General features: G+C 71.6%; 24 protein-coding genes. 12 read left to right on the top strand and 12 right to left on the bottom strand.

Annotation, left to right across the window (positions count from 1 at the left end; translation table 11 throughout):
- Positions 1 to 238 precede the first annotated feature (238 nt).
- Together BLA60_RS34580 and BLA60_RS34575 are read right to left on the bottom strand one after the other, a co-directional pair.
- A complete protein-coding gene (locus BLA60_RS34580) occupies positions 239 to 1,234 on the bottom strand; it encodes a glutamate ABC transporter substrate-binding protein (protein ID WP_342744803.1) in 996 nt (331 codons plus the stop codon).
- The gene (locus BLA60_RS34575; protein WP_075137264.1) at positions 1,231 to 2,577 is read right to left on the bottom strand and encodes a hypothetical protein; all 1,347 of its coding nucleotides are present in this window, start codon (positions 2,575 to 2,577) and stop codon (positions 1,231 to 1,233) included. The genes BLA60_RS34580 and BLA60_RS34575 overlap by 4 nt, the downstream gene beginning before the upstream one ends.
- Before the next feature lie 261 nt (positions 2,578 to 2,838).
- On the opposite strand from BLA60_RS34575, the gene BLA60_RS34570 reads away from it, so the two are divergent.
- On the top strand, positions 2,839 to 3,435 hold the full coding sequence (locus BLA60_RS34570) for a DUF5134 domain-containing protein (RefSeq protein WP_075137263.1): 597 nt from the start codon (positions 2,839 to 2,841) through the stop codon (positions 3,433 to 3,435).
- On the opposite strand, the gene BLA60_RS34565 is transcribed toward BLA60_RS34570, so the two are convergent.
- Complete coding sequence (locus BLA60_RS34565) at positions 3,432 to 4,037, bottom strand: PadR family transcriptional regulator (RefSeq protein ID WP_075137262.1); 606 nt, start codon at positions 4,035 to 4,037, stop codon at positions 3,432 to 3,434. The genes BLA60_RS34570 and BLA60_RS34565 overlap by 4 nt on opposite strands.
- Positions 4,038 to 4,089: 52 nt before the next feature.
- Between BLA60_RS34565 and BLA60_RS34560 the strand changes: the two genes are divergently transcribed.
- Positions 4,090 to 5,283, top strand: a complete 1,194-nt coding sequence (locus BLA60_RS34560; RefSeq protein ID WP_075137261.1) for an FAD-dependent oxidoreductase — start codon at positions 4,090 to 4,092, stop codon at positions 5,281 to 5,283.
- Positions 5,284 to 5,665: 382 nt separating this feature from the next.
- Here the strand turns inward: BLA60_RS34560 and BLA60_RS42590 are convergent, their stop codons facing one another.
- Positions 5,666 to 5,863: a hypothetical protein gene (locus BLA60_RS42590; RefSeq protein WP_154814812.1), complete on the bottom strand. Its 198-nt coding sequence runs from the start codon at positions 5,861 to 5,863 to the stop codon at positions 5,666 to 5,668.
- A 96-nt stretch (positions 5,864 to 5,959) separates the two neighbouring features.
- Here BLA60_RS42590 and BLA60_RS46350 point away from each other — a divergent pair, with 96 nt between their 5' ends.
- The 6 genes from BLA60_RS46350 (at position 5,960) to BLA60_RS34525 (ending at position 14,513) form a co-directional block, all read left to right on the top strand.
- Entirely contained in the window at positions 5,960 to 7,306 is a 1,347-nt protein-coding gene (locus BLA60_RS46350) for a hypothetical protein (RefSeq protein ID WP_281257505.1), read from the top strand.
- A 1,176-nt stretch (positions 7,307 to 8,482) separates the two neighbouring features.
- The gene (locus BLA60_RS34545) at positions 8,483 to 10,327 is read left to right on the top strand and encodes an AfsR/SARP family transcriptional regulator (RefSeq protein WP_075137259.1); all 1,845 of its coding nucleotides are present in this window, start codon (positions 8,483 to 8,485) and stop codon (positions 10,325 to 10,327) included.
- A 127-nt stretch (positions 10,328 to 10,454) separates the two neighbouring features.
- Complete coding sequence (locus BLA60_RS34540; protein WP_075137258.1) at positions 10,455 to 12,050, top strand: ABC-F family ATP-binding cassette domain-containing protein; 1,596 nt, start codon at positions 10,455 to 10,457, stop codon at positions 12,048 to 12,050.
- Between the two features lie 96 nt (positions 12,051 to 12,146).
- Positions 12,147 to 13,013, top strand: coding sequence for a hypothetical protein (locus BLA60_RS34535; protein WP_075137257.1), 867 nt, complete (start codon positions 12,147 to 12,149; stop codon positions 13,011 to 13,013).
- Positions 13,014 to 13,120: 107 nt separating this feature from the next.
- Positions 13,121 to 13,864: a sensor histidine kinase gene (locus BLA60_RS34530; protein WP_075137256.1), complete on the top strand. Its 744-nt coding sequence runs from the start codon at positions 13,121 to 13,123 to the stop codon at positions 13,862 to 13,864.
- A complete protein-coding gene (locus BLA60_RS34525) occupies positions 13,848 to 14,513 on the top strand; it encodes a response regulator (protein ID WP_075137255.1) in 666 nt (221 codons plus the stop codon). The genes BLA60_RS34530 and BLA60_RS34525 overlap by 17 nt, the downstream gene beginning before the upstream one ends.
- Positions 14,514 to 14,583: 70 nt before the next feature.
- Here BLA60_RS34525 and BLA60_RS34520 read toward each other — a convergent pair whose 3' ends face one another.
- The 3 genes from BLA60_RS34520 to BLA60_RS34510 all read right to left on the bottom strand — a co-directional run bounded on the left by BLA60_RS34520 (position 14,584) and on the right by BLA60_RS34510 (position 17,270).
- On the bottom strand, positions 14,584 to 15,279 hold the full coding sequence (locus BLA60_RS34520) for a hypothetical protein (RefSeq protein ID WP_075137254.1): 696 nt from the start codon (positions 15,277 to 15,279) through the stop codon (positions 14,584 to 14,586).
- Between the two features lie 120 nt (positions 15,280 to 15,399).
- Complete coding sequence (locus BLA60_RS34515; protein WP_075137253.1) at positions 15,400 to 16,065, bottom strand: response regulator transcription factor; 666 nt, start codon at positions 16,063 to 16,065, stop codon at positions 15,400 to 15,402.
- Positions 16,062 to 17,270, bottom strand: coding sequence for a sensor histidine kinase (locus BLA60_RS34510; protein ID WP_075137252.1), 1,209 nt, complete (start codon positions 17,268 to 17,270; stop codon positions 16,062 to 16,064). Before BLA60_RS34510 ends, BLA60_RS34515 begins: the two co-directional genes overlap by 4 nt.
- Before the next feature lie 181 nt (positions 17,271 to 17,451).
- Between BLA60_RS34510 and BLA60_RS34505 the strand changes: the two genes are divergently transcribed.
- From BLA60_RS34505 to BLA60_RS34490, 4 genes are read left to right on the top strand one after another with little or no spacing between them, the layout of a single operon-like run.
- Positions 17,452 to 17,907, top strand: a complete 456-nt coding sequence (locus BLA60_RS34505) for a DUF1707 SHOCT-like domain-containing protein (RefSeq protein WP_075137251.1) — start codon at positions 17,452 to 17,454, stop codon at positions 17,905 to 17,907.
- Positions 17,904 to 18,455, top strand: a complete 552-nt coding sequence (locus tag BLA60_RS34500; protein WP_154814811.1) for a hypothetical protein — start codon at positions 17,904 to 17,906, stop codon at positions 18,453 to 18,455. The genes BLA60_RS34505 and BLA60_RS34500 overlap by 4 nt, the downstream gene beginning before the upstream one ends.
- Positions 18,455 to 19,219, top strand: a complete 765-nt coding sequence (locus BLA60_RS34495) for an ABC transporter ATP-binding protein (RefSeq protein WP_075137249.1) — start codon at positions 18,455 to 18,457, stop codon at positions 19,217 to 19,219. Before BLA60_RS34500 ends, BLA60_RS34495 begins: the two co-directional genes overlap by 1 nt.
- 4 nt (positions 19,220 to 19,223) lie before the next feature.
- The gene (locus BLA60_RS34490; protein ID WP_075137248.1) at positions 19,224 to 21,800 is read left to right on the top strand and encodes an ABC transporter permease; all 2,577 of its coding nucleotides are present in this window, start codon (positions 19,224 to 19,226) and stop codon (positions 21,798 to 21,800) included.
- Here BLA60_RS34490 and BLA60_RS34485 read toward each other — a convergent pair.
- The 5 genes from BLA60_RS34485 to BLA60_RS34465 form a co-directional block, all read right to left on the bottom strand.
- Positions 21,791 to 22,183, bottom strand: coding sequence for a hypothetical protein (locus BLA60_RS34485; RefSeq protein ID WP_075137247.1), 393 nt, complete (start codon positions 22,181 to 22,183; stop codon positions 21,791 to 21,793). The genes BLA60_RS34490 and BLA60_RS34485 overlap by 10 nt on opposite strands.
- A gap of 19 nt (positions 22,184 to 22,202) precedes the next feature.
- Complete coding sequence (locus tag BLA60_RS34480; protein ID WP_075137246.1) at positions 22,203 to 23,276, bottom strand: hypothetical protein; 1,074 nt, start codon at positions 23,274 to 23,276, stop codon at positions 22,203 to 22,205.
- Between the two features lies 1 nt (position 23,277).
- Positions 23,278 to 23,796 (bottom strand): SigE family RNA polymerase sigma factor, encoded by a 519-nt coding sequence (locus BLA60_RS34475; protein ID WP_084735704.1) that lies wholly within the window; start codon positions 23,794 to 23,796, stop codon positions 23,278 to 23,280.
- A gap of 240 nt (positions 23,797 to 24,036) precedes the next feature.
- Positions 24,037 to 24,948, bottom strand: coding sequence for an NAD(P)-dependent oxidoreductase (locus BLA60_RS34470; RefSeq protein ID WP_075137245.1), 912 nt, complete (start codon positions 24,946 to 24,948; stop codon positions 24,037 to 24,039).
- Positions 24,948 to 25,427: an ester cyclase gene (locus tag BLA60_RS34465; RefSeq protein ID WP_075137244.1), complete on the bottom strand. Its 480-nt coding sequence runs from the start codon at positions 25,425 to 25,427 to the stop codon at positions 24,948 to 24,950. Before BLA60_RS34465 ends, BLA60_RS34470 begins: the two co-directional genes overlap by 1 nt.
- Between the last annotated feature and the right edge of the window lie 94 nt (positions 25,428 to 25,521).

The following is a 25,521-nucleotide window of genomic DNA, read 5'->3' as shown; positions in this document are numbered from 1 at the left end:
GGGCGCCGGGGCTCGGCCGGCACGGCGGCCGGGCTCGGCGCCGGATCCTCGGTGGCCAGTTCGCTGTCGGCGCGGAACCAGCTCTCCTCGGGCGTCGCACCGGCGGCGCGCTGGGCCTGTTCCTCGGCCTGCCAGCGCCCTTCGGCGGAGTCACCCGGGACGGCCGCGCCGCACAGGGTGCAGTTGCCGTCCACCACGTCACCGGCGCATCCCGGCCTCGGGCAGTTCACCATCGCCATCATTTCCGGTACTTCGGGGTCGGCGCCGCGGGGCGTGACCCGCCGGTGTCACCCAACCAGGTGTCGTAGCTGTCGGCCCAGCTGCCGTCGGCGACCGACTGTTCGAGGACGCCGTTGACGAACCGCACCATGTCCTCGTTCTCCTTGGGGATCCCGATTCCGTACGGTTCCTTGGTGAAGCGCTCGCCGACCATCTTGACGTTCGGGTCCTGGGCGACCATCCCGGCGAGGATCGTGTCGTCGGTCGACATCGCCGCGACCTGGCCCTGTTGCAGCATGATCAGACAGTCGGTCCAGTTGTCGACCTGGACCGGGATCGGCTTGGACTTGTAGTCGGCGATCGTCTTGATCGAGGTGGATCCCTTGGCGGCGCACACCTTCTGGTCGCCGAGCTCGTCGAGCGTGGTGACCGTGGAGGCCTGGTCGACCAGCAGGCGCTGGCCGGCCATGTAGTAGATCGCCGAGAAGTTGATCTCCTGCCAGCGCTGGCAGGTGGCGGTGAACGTCCGCACGACGATGTGCACGTCGCCGTTCTTCAGCGCGTCCACCCGGCCGGCGGAGGTCACGACCTTGAACTGGACCTTGTTCGGGTCGTTGAAGATGGCCTTCGCGATCTCCCGCACACGGTCGATGTCGAAGCCCTCCAACGCGTTGGTCGTCGGGTCCCGGAAGCCGAACAGGAACGTGTTCTGGTCGACGCCGGCGATCAGCATGCCGGCGTCCTGGATCGCCTTCATGGTCGACCCCTCCGGCATCTGGCCGGGGGCGGGCATCGGGTCCGGTGGCCGGAAACTGGCCTCCGCGTCGCAGTCCGGCGCCTTGCTGGCCGACGTCGACGGCGGCGCCGGGTTCTCTTCCGCGCCAACGGGTCTGGGTCGCTCGACGGAGTTCACGGTGACCAGGTCGACCGGTCGCCCGGCTCCCGCGCACGCGGTCACGGCAAACATCAGTACCGCCAGCAGCATCGCCGCCCGGCGCGTTCGGGTCACCCTCACCGGTACTCCCGCAGTCGTTCCCTGATCCCCATTGTCACCCCGGTCGCGGCCAGCAGGGCCAGTACCGCCGCGCCGGGTACCAGGCCGGTCAGCGCCTTGCTGGCCGCCCCGGTCTCGGCGACGAACTGCTCGCGGCCGCTGTTGATCGCGGCCAGCAGGTTGCCGTCGAGTTCCCCGAAGCGGGCCGCGACACCGTCGTCACCGTCGCCCATGGCCAGTTCGACGGCCTTCTCGTAGGAGCCGCCGTCGTCGAGCTCACGGACCTGTTTGTGCAGTTCGACCCAGTCGGCGACGTTGGCCCGCGCGCGGTCGAGCACCTCGCGGGTCTCGTCGTCGGCGGCGAGCTCACGGGCACGGGCCAGCAGGTTGTCCGCGCCGTCGCCGGACATCTCCGGGACCAGTGCCTGCCATTCCTTCTCGTAGTCGCCGCCGTCGCCCCTGGCGACCAGCGTCAGGGTCTCGTTGGCGCGCATCTTCAGCGCGACGATCCGCGCCTCGACCGCCAGCTCGACCTGCTGGGTGCCCGACTCCTGCCCGTCGGCGACGCTGTTGGACTCGATCAGCAACGCCACCGTGCCCCAGATGAGACCGACGAGCACCGCGATCGAGGCGACCAGCAGGCCGACGTTGAGCAGCCGGTTGGTGCGCCGGACCAGGTACATCTGGGTGGCGACCAGGGCGGCGAGCAGGGCGAGCACGAGCGCGGTGGTGATCCACGGGAAGGACCGGGCCTGTGCCTGCTCCTCGGCCAGGCGCCGGAAGTCGATCGAGTACAGCTCCTGGGCGGCGGGCAGCAGCTTGGCCCGCATCAGCCCGGAGGCCTCACGCAGGTAGGCGGCGCCGGCGGGGAAGCCCTGCCGGTTGAACGCCCGCGCGGTCTCGACCAGCCCCGTGTAGACGGGCAGTTGCTGGGAGAGCTGGTCGACCTGTTCCTGGGCCTGCGGCACCCCGGCGACGTCGGCGGCGGCCTTGGCCAGGTTCGCCCCGGCCTGGGCGATGTCCAGTTCGTAACGTTCGCGCAGCTCTTCCGGCGGGTTGCCGCCGGCGAGGAACGCGCTGGCGGCGGTCGCGTCGGCGTCGGACAGCGAGCGGTAGATCTGCTGGGAGGCGGCCGCGACCGGCTCCCGGTGCTCGATCAGGTTGTCGATCGTCGCCTGTTTCTGCTGCAGGGCGACCGCGCCGACCAGCCCGGTCAGCAAGGACAGGACGACCAGCCCCACCCCGATCACGAACAGCCGGCCGGGGGTGCTCGCGGCGGACCGGCGAACCCGGCGCGCGGCAGTAGCCGGGATCTCCCATACACCCTTTCGAGTGCCCGGTTCGGGTGGCGAGGCAGTCACCATCTGTGATCCCGACGGAGTGCCCTCGGACGCAGTGCCCACGCCCGGAGAGTCAACACGACAGCCACCCTCATAGTGGGAGGTTCCCCCTCGCAGTTACGCCCCTGTGATGTGATCCGAACTTAGTCCAGCACCACTCCAACGGCCACCATGACGCCGATTTTGGTTACTTTCAGTGACGATCCGTCGCTCGGTTGCACTATGGAGTTCGCGGCCCCCGGATGCGAGCCTTCGAGGACACCCTCCCCCACGCCGAGGTGACCCGTGAACGACGCGACCCCGCGCTGGGCCGTCACCGTCGCGTTCCTGGGGGTCGCCGTGTACTGCGTGGTGCGTCTGGTGGCCGCGAACCGCGCCGTGCCCGCCCGGTATCCCGGCTGCCACCGGGCCGTCGACACGGCCCACGTGCTGATGGCCGTCGGCATGGCCGCGATGGCCTCACCCGTGGGCGGGCCGCTGCCGGTCGCCGGCTGGCAGGCGATCTTCCTGCTGATGACGGGCTGGTTCGTCGGCTCGTGGTGGCTGGAACGCGGAGTGGTCGCCCCTCCCGGCGGCTGGCACGGCGGCGGACTGCACCACGCGGCGGCGGGCGCGGCGATGCTGTACATGCTGTCGGCCGGGTCGCATTCGATGGAGCACCTGTCGGCGCCGTGGATGCCCGGCCACGTCCCCGGACTGGCGTGGCCGGTGGTGGGGTGGGCGTTCGTCGCCTATTTCGTGGTGGTGGCCGGGGTTCTGGTGGCGCGCACGGACTGGCGGACCGGCGGCGCGTCGGTTCTGCTGGCGCCACGGCTGACGGCGGCCTGCCAGGCGTGGATGGCGTTGGGGAACGGCTATCTGCTGCTGGTCATGCTCGGCTAACCCTCCAGGGACTCGGCCACCTCGCGGATCCAGTCGAGGGACCAGGTGAGGCTGCCGTCCCGCAGCGAGGCCACCACGGGTCCGAGCCAGGTGAGTTCCGCTTCGAGGACCGCGACCTGGTACTCGTCGTCCAGCAGGAACAGTCGAGGCAGGTCGGGCACCGAGGCGAGATCGGCCCGCAGGGCCGCGATCTCCTCCCGCAGCACCTCCATCCGCGCCTCCAGTTGCACCAGCGCGTCGGCCGGATCCAGCAACATCACCGAGGCCAGCGCGGCCGGGAACTCGGGAAACTCCCGGCGTGGGGCCGCCAGCATCGACCGTGTCCACTCGCGCAGCGCCGCCTCGCCGTCGCCGGTGAGGGAGTAGATCGTCCGTTCGGGGCGGCGTTCGTCGCGTTCGGTGTCGTCGACGGTGATGAGGCCGGTGCGCAGCAGGCGGTCGATCGTCTGGTAGACGCTGTTGCGTTGGGCGACGTTGGCGATCCGGTCCTTGCCGCGCGTCTTGATCACCTGCTGCATCCGGTACGGGTGCATCGGTTCCTCCGCCAGTAGCGCCAGCAGTACCAGCGCCAGCGGGGAACGTCGGTCGGAACTCCTCGGCACCAGGTCAGCCTAGTCGCCTTGACCGCTGCGTCATTCTATGTATAGTCATACTATGACCAAGGCACTGGTGATCGGCGGTGGCATCGCGGGACCGACCACGGCGATGGCGCTCGAACAGGTCGGGATCGACGCGACGGTGTACGAGGCGTACGACCGGGGAGCGGACGGCGTCGGCGCCTTCCTCACCCTCGCGGTCAACGGGCTCGCCGCGCTGCGTCCGCTCGGGCTCGCGGACCTGCTGCGGGACACAGGATTCGACACCCCGTCAATGGTCGCGTGGATGGGCGATGGGCGGCGGATCACCGAGTTCTCCTTCGGCGATCCGCTGGCCGACGGCACCCGCAACCAGACCATCACCCGCGCCGCCCTCTACGGCGCCTTCCGCGACGAGGCCCTGCGGCGCGGCATCACCGTCGAGTACGGCCGCCGCCTCGTCGACGCCGAGTCGACCGGCGACGGCGTCCGGGCAAGGTTCGCCGACGGGTCCACCGCCGAGGGTGATCTGCTGATCGGCGCGGACGGTCTGCGGTCGGTCACCCGCCGGATCATCGACCCGCAGGCGCCGGCCCCCCGGTACGTCCCGCTGATGAACGTCGGCGGCTACGCCACGGGCCTGGACGTCGACGTCGAACCGGGCGTGTTCAACATGGTCTTCGGCCGCCGCTGCTTCCTCGGCTACCTGCGCGCGCCGGACGGCACCGTCTGGTGGTTCGCGAACCCGCCCCAGGAACGCGAACTGTCCCCCGCCGAGCTGGCCGCGATCTCACCCGACCAGTGGCGCGAGCACCTGCGCCACCTCTTCGCCGCCGACGCCGCCCCCGCCCGCGCCCTGATCGACGCCACCGACGAACTGTTCACCGGCTGGAACACCTACGACTTCCCCACGGTCCCCACCTGGCACCGCGACCGCCTGATCATCATCGGCGACGCCGCGCACGCCACCTCACCCTCGGCCGGCCAGGGCGCGTCGATGGCCATCGAGGACGCCGTGGTCCTGGCCAAGTGCCTGCGCGACCTGCCGGACGTCCCGGCCGCGTTCCGCGCCTACGAGAGCCTGCGCCGCCAACGGGTGGAACGCGTGGTTGCCAGGGGAAAGCGCAATGGCAGCGGCAAGGCCCTTGGCCCCGTCGGACGCGTCCTGCTCCCCACGTTCTTCCGCTTACTCGCCAGGTTCTCCGGCGGCGGCCAGAACTGGATCTTCAACCACCGAATCGACTGGGACGAGCCCGTCCCCAGCCAGCCCTGACCACGTCTCACCTCACCGCTGTCGGCCGTCCGGTCCGGCCGGAACCCTCCGCACCCCACAGGGCGCGACGCGGCCACGGTGGCTGCGGGAGCGGCAACGGTGGCGATGGCGGAAGGGGCGGCGGCTGGCGGCGACAGTGCGCCAACCCCAACGGCTACAGCGGCCGGCGCCAGCTGCGATGACCGAGGTAGCCGCAGCGGACAGCGCCGGTTGGGGACTGTTTCAAGATCGGCTCTGGCCGAGGACACCCCGAACCTGGACCACTCCGCTACTGGCCGGGTTGTGAGGAAACGGAACTGCGTCCTCAGCTGAGGAAATGCTGGAACATCCCGCCGCGGGCGAACGCTGAGTTCGCCGCGCGCATGGAAGATGTCCTCTCCGTCTACGCCCGGCCGTACGACCCCACCCGTCCCGTGGTGCGCATGGACGAGAAACCTTTCCAGCTACTGGACCAGGTCCGCGACCCGCTGAAGGCCGTCACCATCGCACGATCGAGCGGGCTCTCGCGCAGCCACGAGGCGACCGTGTTCGCGTACTCGACGGCGATCGCGTCCACGTCGCGGACCCCGTCCAGTGACAACGCATCGTCCCTGCCCGCCAACATTTCACCTGAAGCTGTCGTGACTCTTGGAACACTGTCGATCGCATCTGATCCCCCGACAGGAGAGGTTCCTCGATGCCGCGACGCACAAGCATCCGAAGACGATCCGTCACCTCGGCCGCCACGGCGGTGACCGCGCTGGCGGCGCTCACCATGGTCGCTCCACCGGCGCACGCCGTCACCCTCGTCCCCTGCGATCCGGCCGCGCTGGTCCAGGCCGTCGCCTCGGCCAACACCTCCGCCGAGCCGGACACGTTGTCCCTGTCACCGAACTGCGTCTACACCCTCACCGAGCGGGCCGACGCAACCAACAACTCCGGTCTGCCGGGCATCGACGGGACGCTCACCATCAACGGCAACGACGCCACTGTCGGCCGGGCCGGTGACGCGCCCCGTTTCCGGCTCATCGCCAACTGGGGTGAGCTGGTCCTCAACGACGTCACCCTCACCGGCGGCCACGCCCCCGACGGCGTCGGCACCGACACCTTCGGGGACGGCCGGAGCGGCCAGTCGGGCGGCGCCATCCAGAACTGGGGCCCGCTGACCATCAACAACAGCGTGATCACCGGCAACACCTCCGGCGCGGGTGCCCCCGGCGTCGACGCCACCGCCACCACGCGCGCCGGCCGAGGCGGGGGCGGCGGCTTCGGCGGCGGCATCGCCTCCTACAGCCTCAGCACGGTGAAGCTGACGATCACCGACACCCTGATCACCGGCAACGCCACCGGTCCCGGCGGCGTCGGCGGCGACGGCACGGGCACCAGGCCGGGCGGCACGGGCGGTTCCGGCGGCTTCGGCGGCGGCATCGACGTCACCGACGGCGCCTCCCTGCGGATCACCAACAGCACCGTCACCGGGAACGTCACCGGGAACGGCGCCGCCGGCGGTTCCGGCGGCCCCGACGGCGGCGGCGGTGGCGACGGCGGAGGCGGCGGTGTCGGCGCCGGCATGTTCGTGTCCGCCGACCAGGACGCCCCGCTGTACCCGTTCGTCATCGCCACCACGATCTCCGGGAACCAGGCGGGCAACGGCGGCGACGCCGGTGCCGCCGGCCCCAACGGGTACGCGGGCTGGTCCGGCAGCGGCGGCGGAGGCGGCGGGATCGCCGTGTTGTACGACATCCTCACCGTCTCCGGCGGGACGATCGTCGACAACGCGGCGGGCGCGCCGGGCGCGGGCATGTACCCACACCCCGGCTCCGGTGGCGGCATCTACACCCTGAGCGCGCAGGTCGCCCTGACCGACGGCGCCGTGGTGAGCGGCAACCTTCCTGACAACTGCGACTACCTCGAGGACGTGCCGGGCTGCGTCAACGACGGCGCGGCCGGCGTCAGTGGCGGCCCACCGGCCGTCCGACACCGCCACCTCGTCGACCTGGCCGTCGCGGAACGAAACGCGGCCATGGCGACGTCGCGCCGGTAGCGGCGGGGCCCGGTCCGGCTCGCCCGGGAGCGCGGACCGGGCCCCGTTCAGCGGTCCTGGTCACCCGCTCAAGTTTGCGGCCTTCCTCCATCGACGGTGTCCGAACGAACCTCAGGCAGACGAGCCACAAGCACCTCCCGTATCTGATCGACAGGAGACAGCCTGACCCACCACCGCCAAGATCGGTTACCGGGTCAACCCACTGAGACGAGCCACCAGGTCGGCGGTGATGGCCGCGGTGGGCGGTGGAAGCTGGTGGAGGTGTTGCGGGAGGAGATCGCGACCCCGCGGGCTGACCTCGCCTCGGTGCCCGACCTGAGGACCGCGACCTGATACTCGTCGTCCAGCAGGAACCGCACGGCGACAGGCGGCCACGAAGTCGACCCGGGTGCGGTCGCCCCGCGACCGTCCGGCGCACGGCGGGGAACGAAGTGACCCGGTGCGGTGCCGGGGATCGTCGTTGATCGAGTGGCACCGCACCGGGTTCCGCTCGGCTGGGCGGTGCTCAGGCGCTTCGCCGGGCGGCGCAGGGCTGGCACGTCGTCTTGCGTGGCCAGCCTTGTGGTCGGCTTCCCCACAGGGGCCAGGCGACGCCCGCCAGGGTGGCGAGCAGGCAGTTGGCGCACAACCGGTTCCGCCTGGCGGGTCGGGGCATCAGTTGTACCCGCGGATCAGGTGGTCGTCGGCGGTGCGTTCGGGGGTGGTCTGTTGGTTGTCCCGTGCCGGAGGCCCGGTGGTGGCAGCCTCGCGTTCGACCTGGGGCTGTGTGTTCATGCACCTCATGATGCGAAACGGAACTCAAAAGCCACTCAAAAGGCGCACGAGGAAGCTGGACATTTCACGCCCGACATGCTGGCGACAAGTCCACAGTGGACAGACAGTGGTCAGGCGTCCCAGATGGACACGTAGCGCGCGGGTCGAGCGAGGGTCGAAGATCGCTGACAGCGACCGATTCCCCGTGCTGTCGGTGTCACCATGGCGCAAGTCTGGCTCGTCGGGTGGAACCGCGCAGTGTGGGAGTTTTCCATGCAGAATCGTCATTCTGGAGCAGAGGCCGCAACAGCACTCCAGCTCACCGCTACACCGGCGAGCGAGACGAATCGCATCGTAGCGAACCAACCGGCCACCAGAGAGTACGACTCGATCACACTCGGACTCCTCGGCCCCCTGTTACTGATGCGCGGCGAACGGGTCGTCACCCCGTCGGCCCCCAAGCTGCGGCAGGTGCTCTCGCTGCTCGCCGTCCAGGCGAACTCGGTGACCAGGGTCGACCAGCTGGTCGAGGAACTCTGGGAGGAAAGCCCCCCGCAGTCCGCGCTGACCACCGTCCAGACCTACATCTACCAGCTGCGCAAGCTGCTGAAACTCGACGACAAGCCAGCCGCCTACCGCAGCAGCGGCGGGCCGAGCCCCGCCCTGCTCAGCCACCCCGGCGGCTACGTCCTCCAGCTCCCCGACCTGGAGTCCATCGACGCCAACCAGTTCGAGCAGCTCGCCCGGCGGGGCCGCCAGGAGCTGCTCGGCGCACACGTCGAGTCGGCCGCCGAGGTGTTCCGGACCGCGTTGGCGCTGTGGCGCGGCGGGTTCCTCGAGGGAGTCGCGACCGGCCCACTGCTGTACTCGCACTCCACCCGCCTGGAGGAGCTGCGCCGCACCGTCCTCGCCCTGCGCATCGAGGCCGACCTGCAACTCGGGCGCCACCAGGAGATCATCGGCGAGCTGACGAGCCTGGTGAACGCCGAACCCACCCGCGAGGACTTCTCCGCCAAGCTCATGATCGCGCTCTACCGCAGCGGCCGCCGCGCCGACGCGCTGGGCGTCTACCAGCGCATCCGGGCCGCGCTGGTCGACGAACTGGGCCTGGACCCCGCCGCCGAGCTGCGCCGGCTCCACCAGCTGATGCTGGAGGCCGACCCCGAACTGGACCTGCCGGGCGACCCGACCGCGCCGGTCACCGAGGGCCGGGTCGTCATCTCGCCGGCGCGCCCTGGCCGGCCCGCCCCCGCGCAACTGCCGGCCGAGGTGGTGGACTTCGTCGGGCGGCAGGCCGAGCTGGACGCGTTCAGCCACGCCCTCACCGGGCCGGACATCCAGGGCCTGCGGGTGGTCAACGTCGTGGGCCGGCCGGGGATCGGCAAGAGCGCGTTCGTGGCGCGGGCCGGCCGCGCGGTGCGGGAACGGTTCCCCGACGGGCAGCTCCACGTCGACCTCACCGGCGGGGACGGGCGGCCGATGCCCGTGCGGCAGGTGCTGGTCGGGATGCTCAAGGCGATCGGGGCCGACGAGGCGGACGTGCCGCACAACGTCGCCGAGGCGGCGTTGATGTTCCGCAGCTGGACCGCCGACCGGCGGCTGCTGGTCGTACTGGACAAGGCGGTCACCGCCGACTCGCTGCGCCACCTGGTGCCCAGCGGGTCGGGGTGCGCGCTGGTCGTGCTCAGCCGGGTGCCGGTGGACGCGCTGGCCGGGGCGCTGCGGCTGCGGCTGCCGGTGCTGACGGTCGCCGAGTCGGTGCGGCTGCTGGCCAACATCGTCGGTGAGCAGCGGGTCAGCCGGGAGCTGGACGCCGCCGAGAACCTGGCCGAGCTGACCGACCGGCTGCCGTTGGCGTTGCGCGCGGTGGGGGCAAAGCTGGCCGGACGACCCGGCTGGCACCTGTCGCGGATGGTCGTTCGGATGGCCGACGAGCGGAACCGGTTGAACGAGCTGAGCTACGGCGGCTTCGACGTCTTCGGGCAGCTGGCCGAGGCCTACCAGACGCTGACCGCGCGCCAGCGGTGGGTTTTTCGGCGGTTGGCCTCGACCGACGGGCTGACCGCCGGGGAACTCGCCGAACGCGCCAGCCTGGGCGGGCCGGCCGTTCTCGGCGTGTTGGACGAGCTGGTCGACGCCGACCTGGTCGAGGAGGGCGACGGGGAGGAGCCCCGGTACTCGGTTCCCGCGCTGGTCCGGTTGGTGGGGCTGTCGGGGATGCTGGGGAGCTCGTGGTGGCGCCGCACCACCGGGCGCGACTCCGGGTAAATGACGTGGCCGCGGCGAGGGGGGCGGTGTACGGTCGCGGTGAGGAGTCTCGTCGAGGTGAGGAGTTTCGGGCGATGCGCTGAACAGCCATTTCACGGCCTGTCCACATCGCACGGAAAGCTCCACCATGTCCAGGATCACCTGCACGGACCTGTCCTTCTCCTGGCCCGACGACACCCCCGTCCTCACCGGGCTCAGCTTCACCGTCGGCCTCGGACGCACCGGCCTGGTGGCGCCCAACGGGGCCGGGAAGAGCACCCTGCTGCGGCTGATCGCCGGCGAGCACACCCCCAGCGCCGGGTCGGTCGTCGTCGAGGGTGTCCTCGGCCATCTGCGCCAGACCCTGCCGTTGAGCGGGGAACTGACCGTCGGGCACGTGCTGGGCGTCGACCAGGTCCTGGCCGCCATCGCGGCGATCGAGGGCGGCGACGTGTCCGACGAGCACTTCGCCACCGTCGGCAGCGACTGGGACGTCGAGGAGCGGGCGCGGGTCGAGCTGGACCGGCTCGGGCTGGGCGGGGTCGCCCTGGACCGGACGCTGGGCACGCTCAGCGGCGGGCAGGTCGTCTCGCTGGGCCTGGCCGCGCAGCTGCTGCGGCGGCCGGACGTGCTGCTGCTCGACGAGCCGACCAACAACCTCGACCGGACCGCCCGCCGGCGGCTCGCCGACGTGCTCGCCGACTGGTCGGGGTGCCTGCTGCTGGTCAGCCACGACCGGGACCTGCTCGACCGGATGGACCGGATCGCCGAGCTGGAACCCGACCGGCTGCGGACCTTCGGCGGGAACTTCACCGAGTACCAGGCCGCGCGGGCCGCCGAACGCGACGTCGCCGAGAAGAACCTGCGCAACGCCGAACAGGACCTCAAACGGGAACGGCGCGAACTCCAGCAGGCCAGGGAACGCGCCGCCAAACGAGCGCGGACCGGGGCGCGCACCAACACCGACATCCCCCGGATCGTCAAGGGCGGGTTGGCGCGCCGCGCCCAGGAGTCGGCCGGGCGGGCGCAGGACGTGCACGCCCGGCGGGTCGAGTCGGCGCGGGCGCGGGTCGACGAGGCCGACCGGGCGTTGCGCACCGACGCCACGATCTCGCTGTCGCTGCCCGACACCGAGGTGCCGGCGGGGCAGACCGTGTTCGACGGGGAGCACGTGCGGGTCCGGGACCTGTTCGCCGGCGACGGGATCGACCTGAGCATCCGTGGCCCCGAACGGATCGCGTTGACCGGGGACAACGGCGCCGGGAAGTCGACGCTGCTGCGGGTCATGGCTGGCCTGGCCGAGCCGGACGGCGGGCGGGTCAGCCCGCCCCGGGGGCGGGTCGCCTACCTGTCCCAGCGGCTCGACCTGCTCGACCTCGACCTGGACACGCCCAGCAACCTGGCGGCGTTCGCGCCGTCGCTGCCGGTCACCGAGACCCGGCACCTGCTGGCCCGCTTCCTGCTCGACGCGCAGCGGGCCCGGGTCCCGGTCGGTGACCTGTCCGGCGGCGAACGGCTGCGCGCCACGCTGCTGTGTGTGCTGATGGCCGAGCCGGCGCCCCGGCTGCTGCTGCTCGACGAGCCGACCAACAACCTGGACCTGGCCTCCGTCGAGCAGCTGACCTCGGCGTTGGGCGCCTACCGGGGCGCGTTCGTGGTGGTCAGCCACGACGAACGGTTCCTGGCCGACGTGGGCGTGCGGCGCTGGCTACACCTGGCCGACGGGCGCCTCGAGACCAGGTAGGACCTTCCACCGGTCGTTGAGCGGCTCTCGTCCATGGCTGCCTAACTTGTTGCCACGGCGGCCACTGTGGGTCGGCTGGCATGAAGGGGTACGGCTGTGCAGTCCGAGGTTCGGGCCCCCGACGAGCGGCCCTACGGTCAGGTCCCCGAGTACGACTCGAACATCTCCGTGCTGGCCGGCGGCGGGGCGGCGTTACGTCTCGGCGCGCGGGTGTTACCGCTGCGCCGCTGGATGTCCATGCGGCACTCGCTGGTCGGGGCCGAGATCGGGGTCACCGCGAGCCTGCTCGACCAGCTGCCCGTCCGGCCGGCCGCGGTGATCGTGGTCGCCCCCGAGGTCGACGCGGCGGCCGTGGTCGACCGGCTGCTGTCGGCCGCCTACGGGATGCTGGGCAGTGACACGGAAACAGACGCGTTGACGTTGGGGATCACCAGCCCCGAAGCCGTCCGGTCGGGCACCGCCGGCGGGCTCGCGATGTACAACCTGCACCGCGAGTCGCTGCCCGAGGCGCTGGTCGAGGCGGTGACCGCCGGGCGGCGCTGCGGGCTGACGACCGTGCGCGGCAACTGTGTCCTGCTGCTGCAACGGTTCGTGCCGGCCTCGGCCTCCGCCGTGGTGCACGCCCGGCCCGAGCGGGACCGGCCGGTGCGGGTCGACGGGCGGTGGGGGCTGACCGAGGCGTCCTCGCCCTCGGACGTGTTCGAGGTGCCGCCCGACGGCGGGGCGATCAGCGAACGGCTCGCCTGGAAGCCGACCGCGCACGTCGTCGCGCACGGCGGCACGCACACCGTGAACCTGCCGGCCGGGCTGCGCTACCGGTACTCGCTGGGCCGCGCCACCGTCCGGCAGTTGGCCGGGCTGTCCCGCGACGCGGCGCTGACCGCGGGCCGGCCGCTGTCCCTGGACATCGCCGTGACCAGGACCGGGCCGGTGGTCCTGCGGTGCCGGCCGGCGGTGGGGTGACCGGACGAAGCTGACAGGGCGCTGGAAATCGCCCTGCTCTCGTTTCGAGGTGACTTCCAGGCACCCGGCACACCATCGAAGGGTCAGCCAAGTCCTCGGAGGTCATCGTGCCCCGCGCACTCACCGTGGAAAACCGGAAACAACGCCACGCCAGGAAGGCGCTGGCCGGACTGCCGACCGAATGCCGGACCGGTGACTGCGAGCACTACCGGGAGATCGTGCGGCTGCGGCGCAACCTGCACGACGGCCTCGGCCCCGGGCTCGCCGGGATCATGATGCGCGCCGACGTCCTCACCGAGCTGCTCACCGCCAACCAGGGCGCCGCCGAACAGATGCTGCACGAGCTGCGCCGCGAGGCCGCCTCGTTCATGGCCGAGTTCCGTCGCATGCTCGCCGACCAGAGCCCCGCCGAGCTCGACGGGCACCGCTTCGACGACGCGCTGCGCGCGTTGGCCGCGCGGATGAGCCGCGCGTCGGGCAACACGCTGCTGGTCACCGCCGAGGTCGACCCGGACGCCGTCGAGGTGGACCGGGCGGCGCGGGTGGCCGCGTTCTGGATCGCCAAGGAGGCGCTGACCAACGTCGTCAAACACGCCAGGGCCGGCACCTGCGTGATCCGCGTGTGGGTCGAGGACGGTCTGCGCCTGGAGATCACCGACGACGGGGTCGGCGGCGCGGGGCTGTCCAGGCCGGGCGTTGGCCTGCGGTCGATGGGCAGCCGGGCCGCCGAGCTGGGCGGGTGGTGCGACGTGACGGAGAACGGCCGGCACGGTCGTCCGGGCATCACGGTCAGCGCGCACCTGCCGGCGCCCTCACCAGCTGAGGAGTCCTACTGTGACAGCACCGACTGAGCAGACCACCGCCACGATCCGCGTGGTGATCGCCGACGACCACCCGGTGTACCTGTCCGGGCTGCGGATGCTGCTGGACCTGATCAGCGTGGTCGAGGTCGTCGGCGAGGCGCGCACCGGGCCCGAGGCGCTGGCCGAGATCTACCGGCTGCGCCCGCACCTGGTGCTGATGGACGTGAACATGCCGGGCACCAGCGGGATCGAGGTGACCAAGACGCTCGCCACCCGCTGCCCGGAGACGTCGGTGATCATGCTGTCGATGCTGGAGGACCGGGACACGTTCCTGGCCGCCATGCGCGCCGGCGCGCGCGGGTACCTGGTGAAGGGCGCGTCGTCGGAGGACATCGGGCAGGCCATCGGCACCGTGCGCCGCGGCGGGGTGGTGTTCGGCGCGGCCGTGGCGAACTGGGCGCTGGACCACCTGAACAAGCCCCGCGAGTCGGCCAAGCCGTTCCCCGAGCTGACCGACCGGGAGCTGGCGGTGCTGGAGCTGGTGGCCGACGGGCTGGGCAACGCCTCGATCGCCCGCCGCCTCGGCCTGTCGATCAAGACGGTGCGCAACTACCTGTCGCGGATCTTCGCCAAGCTGCAGATCGCCGACCGCACCGAGGCCGCCGTCCAGGCCCGCCGCGCGGGTCTGGGCAACTGAGCCTCCCCCACCAAGAGAAAAGCCGACCGTGCGGTAGGGACGACCGCACGGTCGGCGTTCGGGGGGTGGGTCAGACGCGGGCCGACTCCTCGGCGGGTGCCGGCGCCTCAGCCGGCTTTCCCTTGCGCAGGGCCAGGGTCACCGTCGCGACGACCAGCCAGAGGAAGCCGCCGAAGCGGCCGATCGGGGTGAAGGCGACCAACTGGTAGACCAGCGGCGTCAGCGAGGCGACCAGGCCGAGCGCGCCGATCACCAGGCCGGCGATGCCGAGCCACTTCGGCAGGCCAAGGCCCATGGCGGCGGCCACGATCAGCAGGCCGAGACCGGCGACGTGCAGCGGGCCACCCAACCAGAACGTCAGCTGGTAGGACAGCTGGGCCATGGTGTCGTCGGCCACCAGATCCGTGCTGGCGTAGACGATCGACACGGCGGCGCTCACGATCAGCGTCACCGCGGCGGTGATCGCACCGGCGAAGGCCAGTTCCGGGGCGGGGCCGGGGCGACCGGAGCGGCGCAGCGCACCGGCGACGACCGCGCCGAACCACAGCAGCGCCATCGCGGCGAGGACCTGCAGGCCGGCGCTCGCCTCCATCGACGAGGCGCCCTCGCGCAGGTAGCCGGCGACCGTTGCCGTGTCGTCGTCCGGTCTGGGGAACCCGGCACCGGACGCGCCCTGCACGACCGACCCGGCCATCCACAGCACGACGAACAACGACCCCGTCAGAATCCCCAGGTCCCGACGACCGGTCTCCTGCGTTGCGGTCATCGCATTCCTTCCCTCGGCGACAGACAAAACGGGCGACGGGCCCAGCCTGACACCGGCCGCTGACAAACGCCTCAGGCCACGGGAGGCTTCGCGACTACTCCGCCGAGCGTAGGTTCGCGGCTACTCGGCCCACCCCGGGCGGACGAGCCCCGACTCGTAGGCCAGCACCACCAGCTGCGCCCGGTCCCGCGCCGCCAGCTTGATCATCGCCCGGCTGACGTGGGTCTTGGCCGTCGCCGGGCTGACCACCAGCCGCCGCGCGATCTCGTCGTTGGTCAGGCCCTCGCCGACCAGCGCGACGACCTCCCGCTCCCGCTCGGTCAGCACGTCCAGCGCGGTCGACTCCGGCGCCTTCTTCGCCCGGGTGGCGAACTCGCCGATCAGCCGGCGGGTCACGCCCGGCGAGAGCAGCGCGTCGCCGCCGGCCACCACCCGCACCGCCCGCACCAGCTCCACCGGCTCGGTGTCCTTGACCAGGAACCCGCTGGCGCCGACCCGGATCGCCTCGAAGACGTACTCGTCCTCCTCGAACGTCGTGAGGATCAGAATGTGCACGTCGGCCAGCGACGGGTCGCCGGAGATCGTCCTGGTGGCCTCCAACCCGTCCAGGCCGGGCATCCGGATGTCCATCAGCATCACGTCGGGGTGGTGCTCGCGGGCGGCGGCGACCGCCTCGTTGCCGTCGGCGGCCTCGCCGACCACCTCGACGTCGGCCTGCGCGTTGAGCAGCGCCCGGAAACCCGCTCTGACCAGTGCCTGGTCGTCGGCCAGTACGACTCGGATCATGAACCGTCCTCGGTGTCGGTGTCGCTGTCGGTGTCGCTGTCGGCGGGCCCGGTCGGCAGGGTCGCGGCGACCCGGAAACCCCCGCCGGGCAGGGGCCCGGCCGACAGTGTGCCGCCCAGCGCCTCGGCCCGTTGCCGCATCCCCGTCAACCCGCTGCCGCTGCCCTCGACGAACCCCGACGCGTCGCCCCGCCCCTGGTCGAGGACCTCGATGGTCAGCTCGCCCGGCAGGTAGCCCAGGCGCACGGTGGCCCGGGTGGGGCCGGCGTGGCGGTAGGTGTTGGTCAGCGACTCCTGCACGATCCGCAGCGCGGCCGCGTCCACCCCCGACGGCAGGGTCCTGGTGGTGCCGGTGCGTTCCAGGGCCACCGGCAGCCCGGCCTCCCGCATCCGCTCCAGCAGCCGGTCGAGCTGGTCGAGGCTGGCGACCGGCTGGCGCGGCGCCGACCCGTCGACGTCGCGCAGCACCCCGAGGATGGTGCGCAGCTCGACCAGTACCTCCTTGCTGGACTGCTTGATCGCCGAGAGGGCCTGGCGGGCCTGCTCGGGCTGCTCGTCGATCAGGTGCAGCGCCACCCCGGACTGCACGTTGATCAGCGACACGTGGTGGGCCAGCACGTCGTGCACCTCGCGGGCGATCTTGAGCCGTTCCTCGCTGGCCAGCCGCAACGCCTGCTCCTCCATCGTCAGCTCGGCCTGGGCCGCCCGGTCGCGGCGCACCTTGAGGATCTCGGCCAGGCCAAGGATCAGCGCCATCCACGCCACCCCGAAGCCGACCCCGCCCAGGTCGGGGTCGTACCCGTCGCCCTTGCCGATGTCGGCCACGACGATCAGCACCGCGAACGTGCCGCCGGCGGCGGCCCAGCCGACGTACTTGGGCCCGAGCAGGACCACGTTGAACGCGGCCACCAGCGGGGACAGGAACACCGGGCCGATCGGGTAGTCGAGCAGCAGGTAGACCACGGTGACCAGGGCCGTGCCGAGCAGCGTCACCAGCGGCCACCGGCGCCGGCCCAGCAGCACCAGCGGGCCGGCCACCAGCAGCACGGCCGAGCCGGCGTTGAGCTTGTCCGCCTCGCCCCACACCGCGGCGGCCGGGAACGAGCCGGCGTACTGGATGAACGCCACCAGGATGACCACGGCGAACGGCGGCAGCCCGGACGGCCCGAGGCCCCGGGCGCCGCGCTGGGGCCGCACGCTGGTCATGTCACGACGGTAGAGCAGCGCGACCGCCCCCGACCTCCCGACTTGAGCGGTCCACGACCCTGACCGGGTACACGTACGCCCACGGGAGCAGGCGGGGCGCCCGGTCGTCGCCGGTCAGGGTAGGCGGGGTTCAGTCCGGTGTGCGACGACGAAACCGCTGTTGGCGAGGACATTGGTAGTCATGAACGAGCCAAGCGAGCGGAAGCGGCCGGGCAACCCCGTCCGCGCCTCGGACGCCGAGCGGGAGCGTGTCACCAAGATGGTGAGCGACGCCGCCGGCGAGGGCCGACTGACCCTCGCCGAGGCCGACGAGCGCATGAACCTGATCTACGCCACCACCTACCGCCACGAGCTGGACCGGTTCGTGGCCGACCTGCCGGGCGAGCCGGCACCGAACCCCTCGCCAGCCCGGCGTTTCGCCGGCGCCCCCACGAGGCTGCGGGTGCACGCGACGATCGTCGCCGTGCTCTCGGTGCTGCTGGTCGTGCGCTGGGTCGCCTCCGGCGTGCCGTTCTTCTGGCCGGCCGGGCCGATGCTGGTGCTGTGGGGCAGCGTGTTCGTGCACGCCGCCGTGCTGCGCCGAGGGGGTCGAGGGGTTCGTCAGTGGGGGCCACCACCCTGGGGGGTGCAACGGTGACGCGGAACGGGACGGGTAGGACCATGGTCAAGCCGCTGCACGGCGTTCCCCGCAAGGTCTGGCAGATCACGCACATCGTGAGCGCGGTCGGCTGGTTGGGCATCGAGGTGTGCGTGCTCGGGCTGACGGCCATCGGCCTGGCCGCCGAGGACGCCACCACCGTGCGGACCGCGCACGGCGCCGCCGTGCTGCTGGCGGAGACGTTCTTCCTGCCGGCGACCGTGCTGATGCTGCTCAGCGGCCTGGTGCTCGGCCTGGGCACCAAATGGGGCCTGTTCAAGTACTACTGGGTGGTGGTGAAGCTGGCGATCGGGTGCGCGCTGCTGCTCGCCGGCACCTACACCCTGCAGAACACCATGCGGGAGACCGCCGACCTCGCCGAGGCGGACGCGTTGACGGCCGGCGAGGGCGCCAGCCTGATCGGGATGCTCTCGGTGATCGCCGGCATCACGCTGTTCGCGGCGATCCTGTCGGTCGCCAAGCCGTGGGGCCGGATCTCCCGGCGCACCCGCCAACCGTCCACGCTCACCGTGACCCAGGAGTCGTGATGACCACCGTGACCCAGGAGACGATCACCGGACTCGCGGCCCGCGCGGTCGGGGTGACCAAGGCCTACGGTGCCGGCGCCGCCGCGGTGACCGCGCTCGACGACCTGTCCGTCGACGTCCAACGTGGACGGTTCACCGCGATCATGGGGCCCTCCGGTTCCGGCAAGTCGACGCTGATGCACTGCCTGGCCGGACTGGACACAGTGGACTCCGGCGAGGTGTGGATCGGCGAGACCCGGTTGACCGGCCTGAACGACAAGGGCCTGGCCGACCTGCGGCGCAACCGCGTCGGGTTCGTCTTCCAGCAGTTCAACCTGCTGCCGACGCTGACCGCCGAGGAGAACATCACGCTGCCGCTGGCGATCGCCAACCGCAAGCCGGACCCGGCGTGGTTCGACACGGTCGTCGACGCGGTGGGCCTGTCCGACCGGCTCACCCACCGGCCCAGCGAGCTCTCCGGCGGCCAGCAGCAGCGGGTGGCGTGCGCGCGGGCGCTGCTGCCCAAGCCGGACGTGATCTTCGCCGACGAGCCGACCGGCAACCTGGACTCCCGTTCCGGCAACGAGATCCTCGGCTTCCTGAGCCGCTCGGTCGAACAGTTCCACCAGACGATCGTGATGGTCACCCACGACGCCAACGCCGCCGCGTACGCCGACCGGGTGATCTTCCTGCTCGACGGCCGGATGGTGCACGAGCTGCACGACCCGGACGCCGAGGCCGTGCTCGACACGATGAAGGCGCTCGACACGTTCGATTCGAGGTAGGACCATGCTCAAGGCGACCCTCAAGGGCCTGCTGGCCCGCAAGCTGCGGCTGATGCTCGCCGGGCTCGCGGTGGTGCTCGGGGTGACCGCGGTGTCCGCCGCGATGGTCACCACCGCCACCATCGGCAGCGGCTTCGACTCGATCTTCGAGACCACGACGTCCGATGTGGACGTCTCGGTGTCCTCGGCGCCCAACGTCGGCGGCGAGACCACGTTCACGCCGCCGGTCCCGGCGTCGGTGGTGGAGGAGTTGGCCGGGGTCGCCGGGATCGACGCGATCACCGGCGAGGTGTCGGCCGACGGCGCCCGCCCGGTCGGCGCCGACGGCAAGGTGATCTCCGTGCAGGGCCCGCCCCGGCTGGGGGTGGCCTGGCAGGGCGAGACCGGCCTGGTCGAACTGCGCGAGGGCCGCGGCCCGACCGCCGACGACGAGGTCGCCATCAACGCCGGGCTGGCCGAGCTGGGCGGCTACCGGGTCGGCGGCACGATCGACGTGCTGACCCTGGAGCCCAGGACGACGTTCCGGGTCGTCGGCGTCTACGGCTACAGCAACGGTACGGGCACCATGGGCGGCAGCACCGAGGTCGCGTTCACCGAGCCGGTCGCCCAGCGGCTGATGCTCGGCGAGACCGGCGTGTACTCGTCGTTGACGCTGACCGCCAGGGACACCGTGCCCAACGAGACGCTGCGCGACGAGATCGCCGCCCTGCTGGGCGATGGCTACCAGGTGCGCACCGGCGACGAGTTGGCGGCGCAGACCGCGGCCGACGGGCGGGCGTTCCTGGACATCGTGCGGATCGTGCTGCTGGCGTTCTCCGGGCTGTCGCTGCTGGTCGGGATCTTCCTGATCCTCAACACGTTCTCCATCCTGGTCGCCCAGCGCACCGGCGAGCTGGCGCTGGTCGCCGCGCTGGGTGCGCGGCGACGGCAGATCGTCGGCTCGGTGCTGGTGGAGGCGGCGCTGGTCGGCGTGCTCGCCTCGGCCGTCGGGATCGGCCTGGGGGTGGCGGTCTCGACCGGCCTGAAGGCGGTGATGGAGGCGCAGAGCGGGGCGCAGCTGCCGGTCGGGCTGATCGTGCCGGTGCCCGACCTGCTGGCGGCCTTCGGTGTGGGTGTGCTGGTGACGCTGGTCGCCGCGCTGGTCCCGGCGCTGCGCGCGTCGCGGGTCCCGCCGGTCGCGGCGATGCGCGCGTCGGCCGCCGAGCAGCGTTCGCTGACCAGGATCACCGTGGCCGGCGCGGTCCCGGCGGTGCTCGGTGTCGCCGGCATCCTCGGCGCCGTGCTCGACGTGGTCGGCGACCTGCGCTGGGCGGCGCTGGGCGGTGGGGTGGTGCTGGGCCTGGTCGGCCTGGCGCTGCTCACCCCGGCGGCCAGCAAGGTCCTGCTGCCGGTGGTCGGCCGGCTGCTTGGCTGGTCGACACCCGGCCGGCTCGGTCGTCTCAACGCCGCCCGCAACCCGCGCCGCACCGCGATCACCGTGGCCACCCTGGTGGTCACCCTCGGTCTGGTCGGCGGGGTGGGGGTGGTGGCGGAGTCGCTGCGCCGCGACGTGTCCGCTCTGGTGTCCACCGACCTCGCCGCCGACCTGGTGATCTCCGGTGACGGGGTGAGCGCGCGGGCCGGCGGCGGCTCCGGCGGTCCGCCGACCGCCGCCGACGGCCGGATCATGCCGACGTTCGAGGCGTCGGTGGTCGAGGAGGCCGCCGGTCTGCCGGGCGTGGCGGGCGCGACCGCCCAGTACGTTGACACCGTCGAGCTGCCCGGCGGCCAGAGCCCCGCCAACGCCGGTGACCTGTCCACACTGGAATCGGTGCTGGGCCTGAAGACCGTCGACGGCACCTTGCGCCTGTCGGGCCCCGACGAGATCGTCGTCGACACCGACACGCTGGGCGCGCAGGGCTGGGCCGTCGGCGACACCGCCCGCGTGGCGACCCAACGCGGCGGCTGGCAGGAGTACCGGATCGTCGGCAGCTACGAGCCGAACTTCCTGCTGACCGGCCCGGTGCTGACGCCGGAGGCGGCGACCGAGCGGTTCGTCTCGGCGCTGCCGGCGCTGGGCTACGTCGAGCTGGCGCCGGACGCGGACGTGGCGACGGTGAAGGCGGCGGTGAGCGAGCTGGTGGCCGACAACCCGGAGGTGACGGTCGCCGACCAGACCCAGCTGGCGACCGACTCGGCCAGCCGGTTCGACATCGCCGAGATCATGCTCTACGTGCTGCTGGGCCTGTCGGTGGTGATCGGCATCCTGGGCATCATCAACACCATGGCACTGTCCATTTTGGAGCGAACCAGGGAGTTGGGTCTGCTGCGCGCGATCGGCATGCGCCGCTCCCACATGGTGCACATGGTCGTCGCCGAGTCCCTGGTGATGTCGGTGTTCGGCGGCCTGCTCGGCCTGGCGTTCGGCGGCCTCGCCGGAGCGGCGTTCGTCTCGGTGGCGGGCCTGGCCGAACTGGCCGTCCCGTGGACGTCGCTGGCCGTGTTCCTCGGCCTCGCCGTCGCCGCCGGCCTCATCGCCGCCCTCGCCCCCTCCACCAGGGCGGCGAAGGTCAACGTGCTGGCCGCCATCGCCTACGAGTAGTCGAACGGCAACGCGTCGTAGACCGCCGACAGGTCCCGGCGACGCACCTCGAACACGACACTGTCCAGGACGATCTCGACCATCAGCCGCTCGTGCTCGTCGCCGCGGGCCCGGTAGTGCACCCCGTCACCCTCGACCACCGCCGAGGTGATCCTCCGCCCACCGCCGGGCACCGGCGAGAACGTCAACTCGAAGATGCGGAACCCGGTCCAACTGCGGTGCAGGACGACCACGTCACCGTCCGCGTAGAGGTTCCACCGCTCCTCCATCATCGTCGACCGCACACCGGCGCTGATGCGCTCCCACTCGGCGTCGGTCCACACCCGCTCGGGCACCACAGCGAGGACCCGGGGTACATGCAGGACAGGCAGTTCCGCGAACACCCCTACGACAGTAGCTCGCTCACGGCCGGACCTTCTCGTACAGGACGATGCCGAGTTCGGCGGTGGCCGGTGGCTGCTGTTCGGGGATCGTCACGGTGATCGTGTGCGGTTCGCCGGGGTCGAGCAGGCAGCCGCCGGCGCGGAAAGTCGGCAATCCGTAGTTGAACCGGCACGACGTGCCGTCGAGGACCGCTTCCACGCCGGCGCCCGTCACACCGGGGGACCGGGAGTCCTTGGCGACGACGTCGTAGTGGCGGACCGTGTCCGACGCCGGGATTTCCCAGGTCAGCTCGCGTTCCCCCAGCCGAGACGTGCGGTGTTCCCGGTAGGCGTAGTCCTCGCCGTCCAGGCCGATCAGGGACGGGATCTCGGCGCCGGCGACCGTCGTCTCCGGGGGAGCGATCGAGTAGATGCCGACGCCCAGGACCACGTTGGGGTCGCTGACGGGGACGTAGGTGCCCGTGTCGTCCGGGTTCTCGATGGGGTTGCCGTTCTTGTCGACCTCCTGGGTCAACTCGACGTGCACGGTCAGCTGGTCGCCTTCTGGCTGGGCGGTGAGGCCCGGGTCGTAGGAGTAGGGCCCGGGTGCCGTGCCGGTCAACGCCGGCACCACCGGGGTGGTGGGTTCACCGCCGCACCAGTTGCTGTCCGGGCGGTCGGGGCGGCTGTCACCGGTGTAGCCGGACACCCAGTGGTCGGGGCCTTCCAGGTCGCCGTAACAGACCATCATGATCCGGACCTTCCCCTTGGGTGCCGGAATCGTGACCTCCAGTGTCGACTCACCCGGCTTGCCCATGGTGGCGCCGATCAGGTCGTAGGCGCCGCTGTGGGACACGAAGTTCTCGTGCGTGATCGTGGTGGCGGCCGGGTCCTGGCCGGCGATCTCGGCGCCGTCCGGTTCGCGGGCCGACAGGAACCCGGCGGTGCCGACCACGGCCAGGGTGCCGACGGTGAGCGCCGCGACGCCGGTGACCCGGCGCCGGCGCAGGGCGCGGATCCTGGCCTGGACCTGGGTGGCCCGCGCCCCAGGGTCGGGATCGGTGACGGTGTCGGCTCGGTCGCGCAGCGAGGTGCGCAGGTCGGTGACGTTCATGTCAGTCCGCCTTCAGGAGGGGGTCGATGCGGAGTGTGGCCAGTGCCCTGGCGGTCTGGCTCTTGACGGTGCCGACGCTCACCCCGAGGGTCTTCGCGGTGTCGGCCTCGGTGAGGTCGTCGAAGAACCGCAGCACGATCACCGCGCGTTGCCGGCGCGGCAGGTTGGCCAGCGCGGCCCACAGGTCGGTGTGCGGTTCGATGGCCGGGCCGTGGGTGTCCGGCGGTTCGGCGGTCGGACGTTCTCCGCGCCAGCGACGCCGCCAGCCCGACGCGAACTCGTTCACCATGATCCGGCGCACGTACGGCTCCGGGTCGCCGGTCACCCGACGGCGGGCCGCCCACCACTTGGCCAGCGACGTCTGCACCAGGTCCTCGGCGAGGTGACGGTCCTGGGTGAGCAGGTACGCGGTCCGCAGCAGCGCCCGCGACCGGGACACCACGAACTGCTCGAAGCTGACGTGATCGGACACGACCACCTTCGCCGAGGGCACCGTGTCCCCCGGGTTCACGACACTCATGCCCACCCCAACCCTCTGGACCCCCCAGAAGGTTGTCAGGCGACTCGACACCGGGAACGGACGAAAGGCCGTCTTCGTCACTCCCCCGACGAAGACGGCCCCTCTCCCCCCTCAGGCCGGAGACCGCTCCCGCCCTCCCCAAAGCGGGCGCGGTCTTCGTAACCCCCATGAGTAAAGAGAGCGGCCGGCCCCGCTGGATACGAGACCGGCCAAACTTTTTTCTCGACGCCCCCGCGGGCACTACGCGGCCTCACCCGGCCACGGATAGTCATCGAGACCGGACACCGTCTCCATGTACGCCAGCAGCGCCGCGACGTCGTGTTCGCCGAGGCCGCGGTTCTGCGCGGCGGTGAGCCAGTCGTGGCTGGCGGCCGTGGTCGGCATGGGGACGCCGAGGCGCTGGGTCTCGTCGAGGACCAGGCCGAGGTCCTTGCGCATCAGCTTCAGGCGGAAGTCCGGCTTCTCGAACGCGCGCCTGGCCATCACCCCGGCCTTGAACTTCATCATCGGGCTGCTGTACCCGCCGGCGGCGATCAGCCGGATCAGCGTCCCCCGGTCCAGGCCGGCCCGCTCGCCGAACGCGACCGCCTCGACCAGTGCCTGCATCTGGACGCCCATCAGCAGGTTCAACGCCAGCTTGGCCGTGGCGCCCATGCCGCCGCGGCCCAGATGCACGACCTCCTTGGCCAGCGGCTCGATCGCCGGCCGCAGGGCCGCGACGTCCTCGGCCGCGCCGCCGATCATGAACCGCAGTTCGCCGTCCTTGGCGTGCTGGGCGTTGCCGAGCACGCACGCGTCCAGCGCCCGGTGGCCGGTGCCGGCCAGCCGCTTCTGCAACCCGACGGCGAAGTCGGGCGCCACGGTCGACAGGTCCGCCACGATCGCGCCCTCCGGCAGGCCCTCGACCACGCCGTGCTCGCCGAACAGCAGCCGCTCGACGACCTCGCTGGTCGCCAGCGACAGGAACACCACGTCGGCGCCCTGCGCGGCCGCCGCCGGGGTCGTCGCCAGGACCGCGCCCTCGGCGGCCAGGGCCTCGCCCCGGGAGCGGGTGCGGTTGTAGACCGTGACGTTCGCCCCGGACGCGAGCAGGCGCGAGACCATGCCCCCGCCCATCGCGCCGAGGCCGACGAACGCGATCTTGGCGGCCATCAGCTTGCTTTCGCTTCCGGGATCGCCACGCCCTGGGGCGGGCCGCCGGCGCCGACCGGGGGCTTGGGCTCCTCGACGATCCCCAGCTCGAACAGGATCCTCGGGAAGTCGTCGCTGATCCACGACTCGGTGACCTTGCCGTCGCGCACCCGGTGCAGGTCGACGCCCTCGACGACGAACGTGCCGTGGGTGGGCGGCATCCACATCAGCGGCCCGGTGTGCGTGCCGGTGGTGCGGAAACGCAGGCCGACCAGGTCACCGGCGGCGAACATCTCCTGGATGCCGCAGGTGAAGTCCGGGAAGGCCCGCTTCCAGAACTCGACGGCCATCTTGAACGCCGTCGGCCCCTTCGGCAGTTGCAGGCCGGCGGTGTGCACCTCGTAGTCGTCGGCGAAAACGTCGTTGATGAATCCGAGGTTCCCCTTGTTGAGCCCTTCTTCGGTCACGAACCGGACCAGTTCGATGTTCTCTTCGGACATCTACGACCTCCGCGCATGAACAGCCGAATACACAGTCCAGTCCACCGTCACACGCGCTTTTCCCGGCGCCACCCGACGGCGGTCCCGACTTCGC

Origin of the sequence: Actinophytocola xinjiangensis, from assembly GCF_001921215.1 — a bacterium.
In the GTDB taxonomy this organism is placed as follows: Bacteria; Actinomycetota; Actinomycetes; order Mycobacteriales; family Pseudonocardiaceae; genus Actinophytocola; species Actinophytocola xinjiangensis.
The sequence above is the reverse complement of the archived record's forward strand: the minus strand, read 5'-3'. Positions and strand labels throughout refer to the sequence as shown.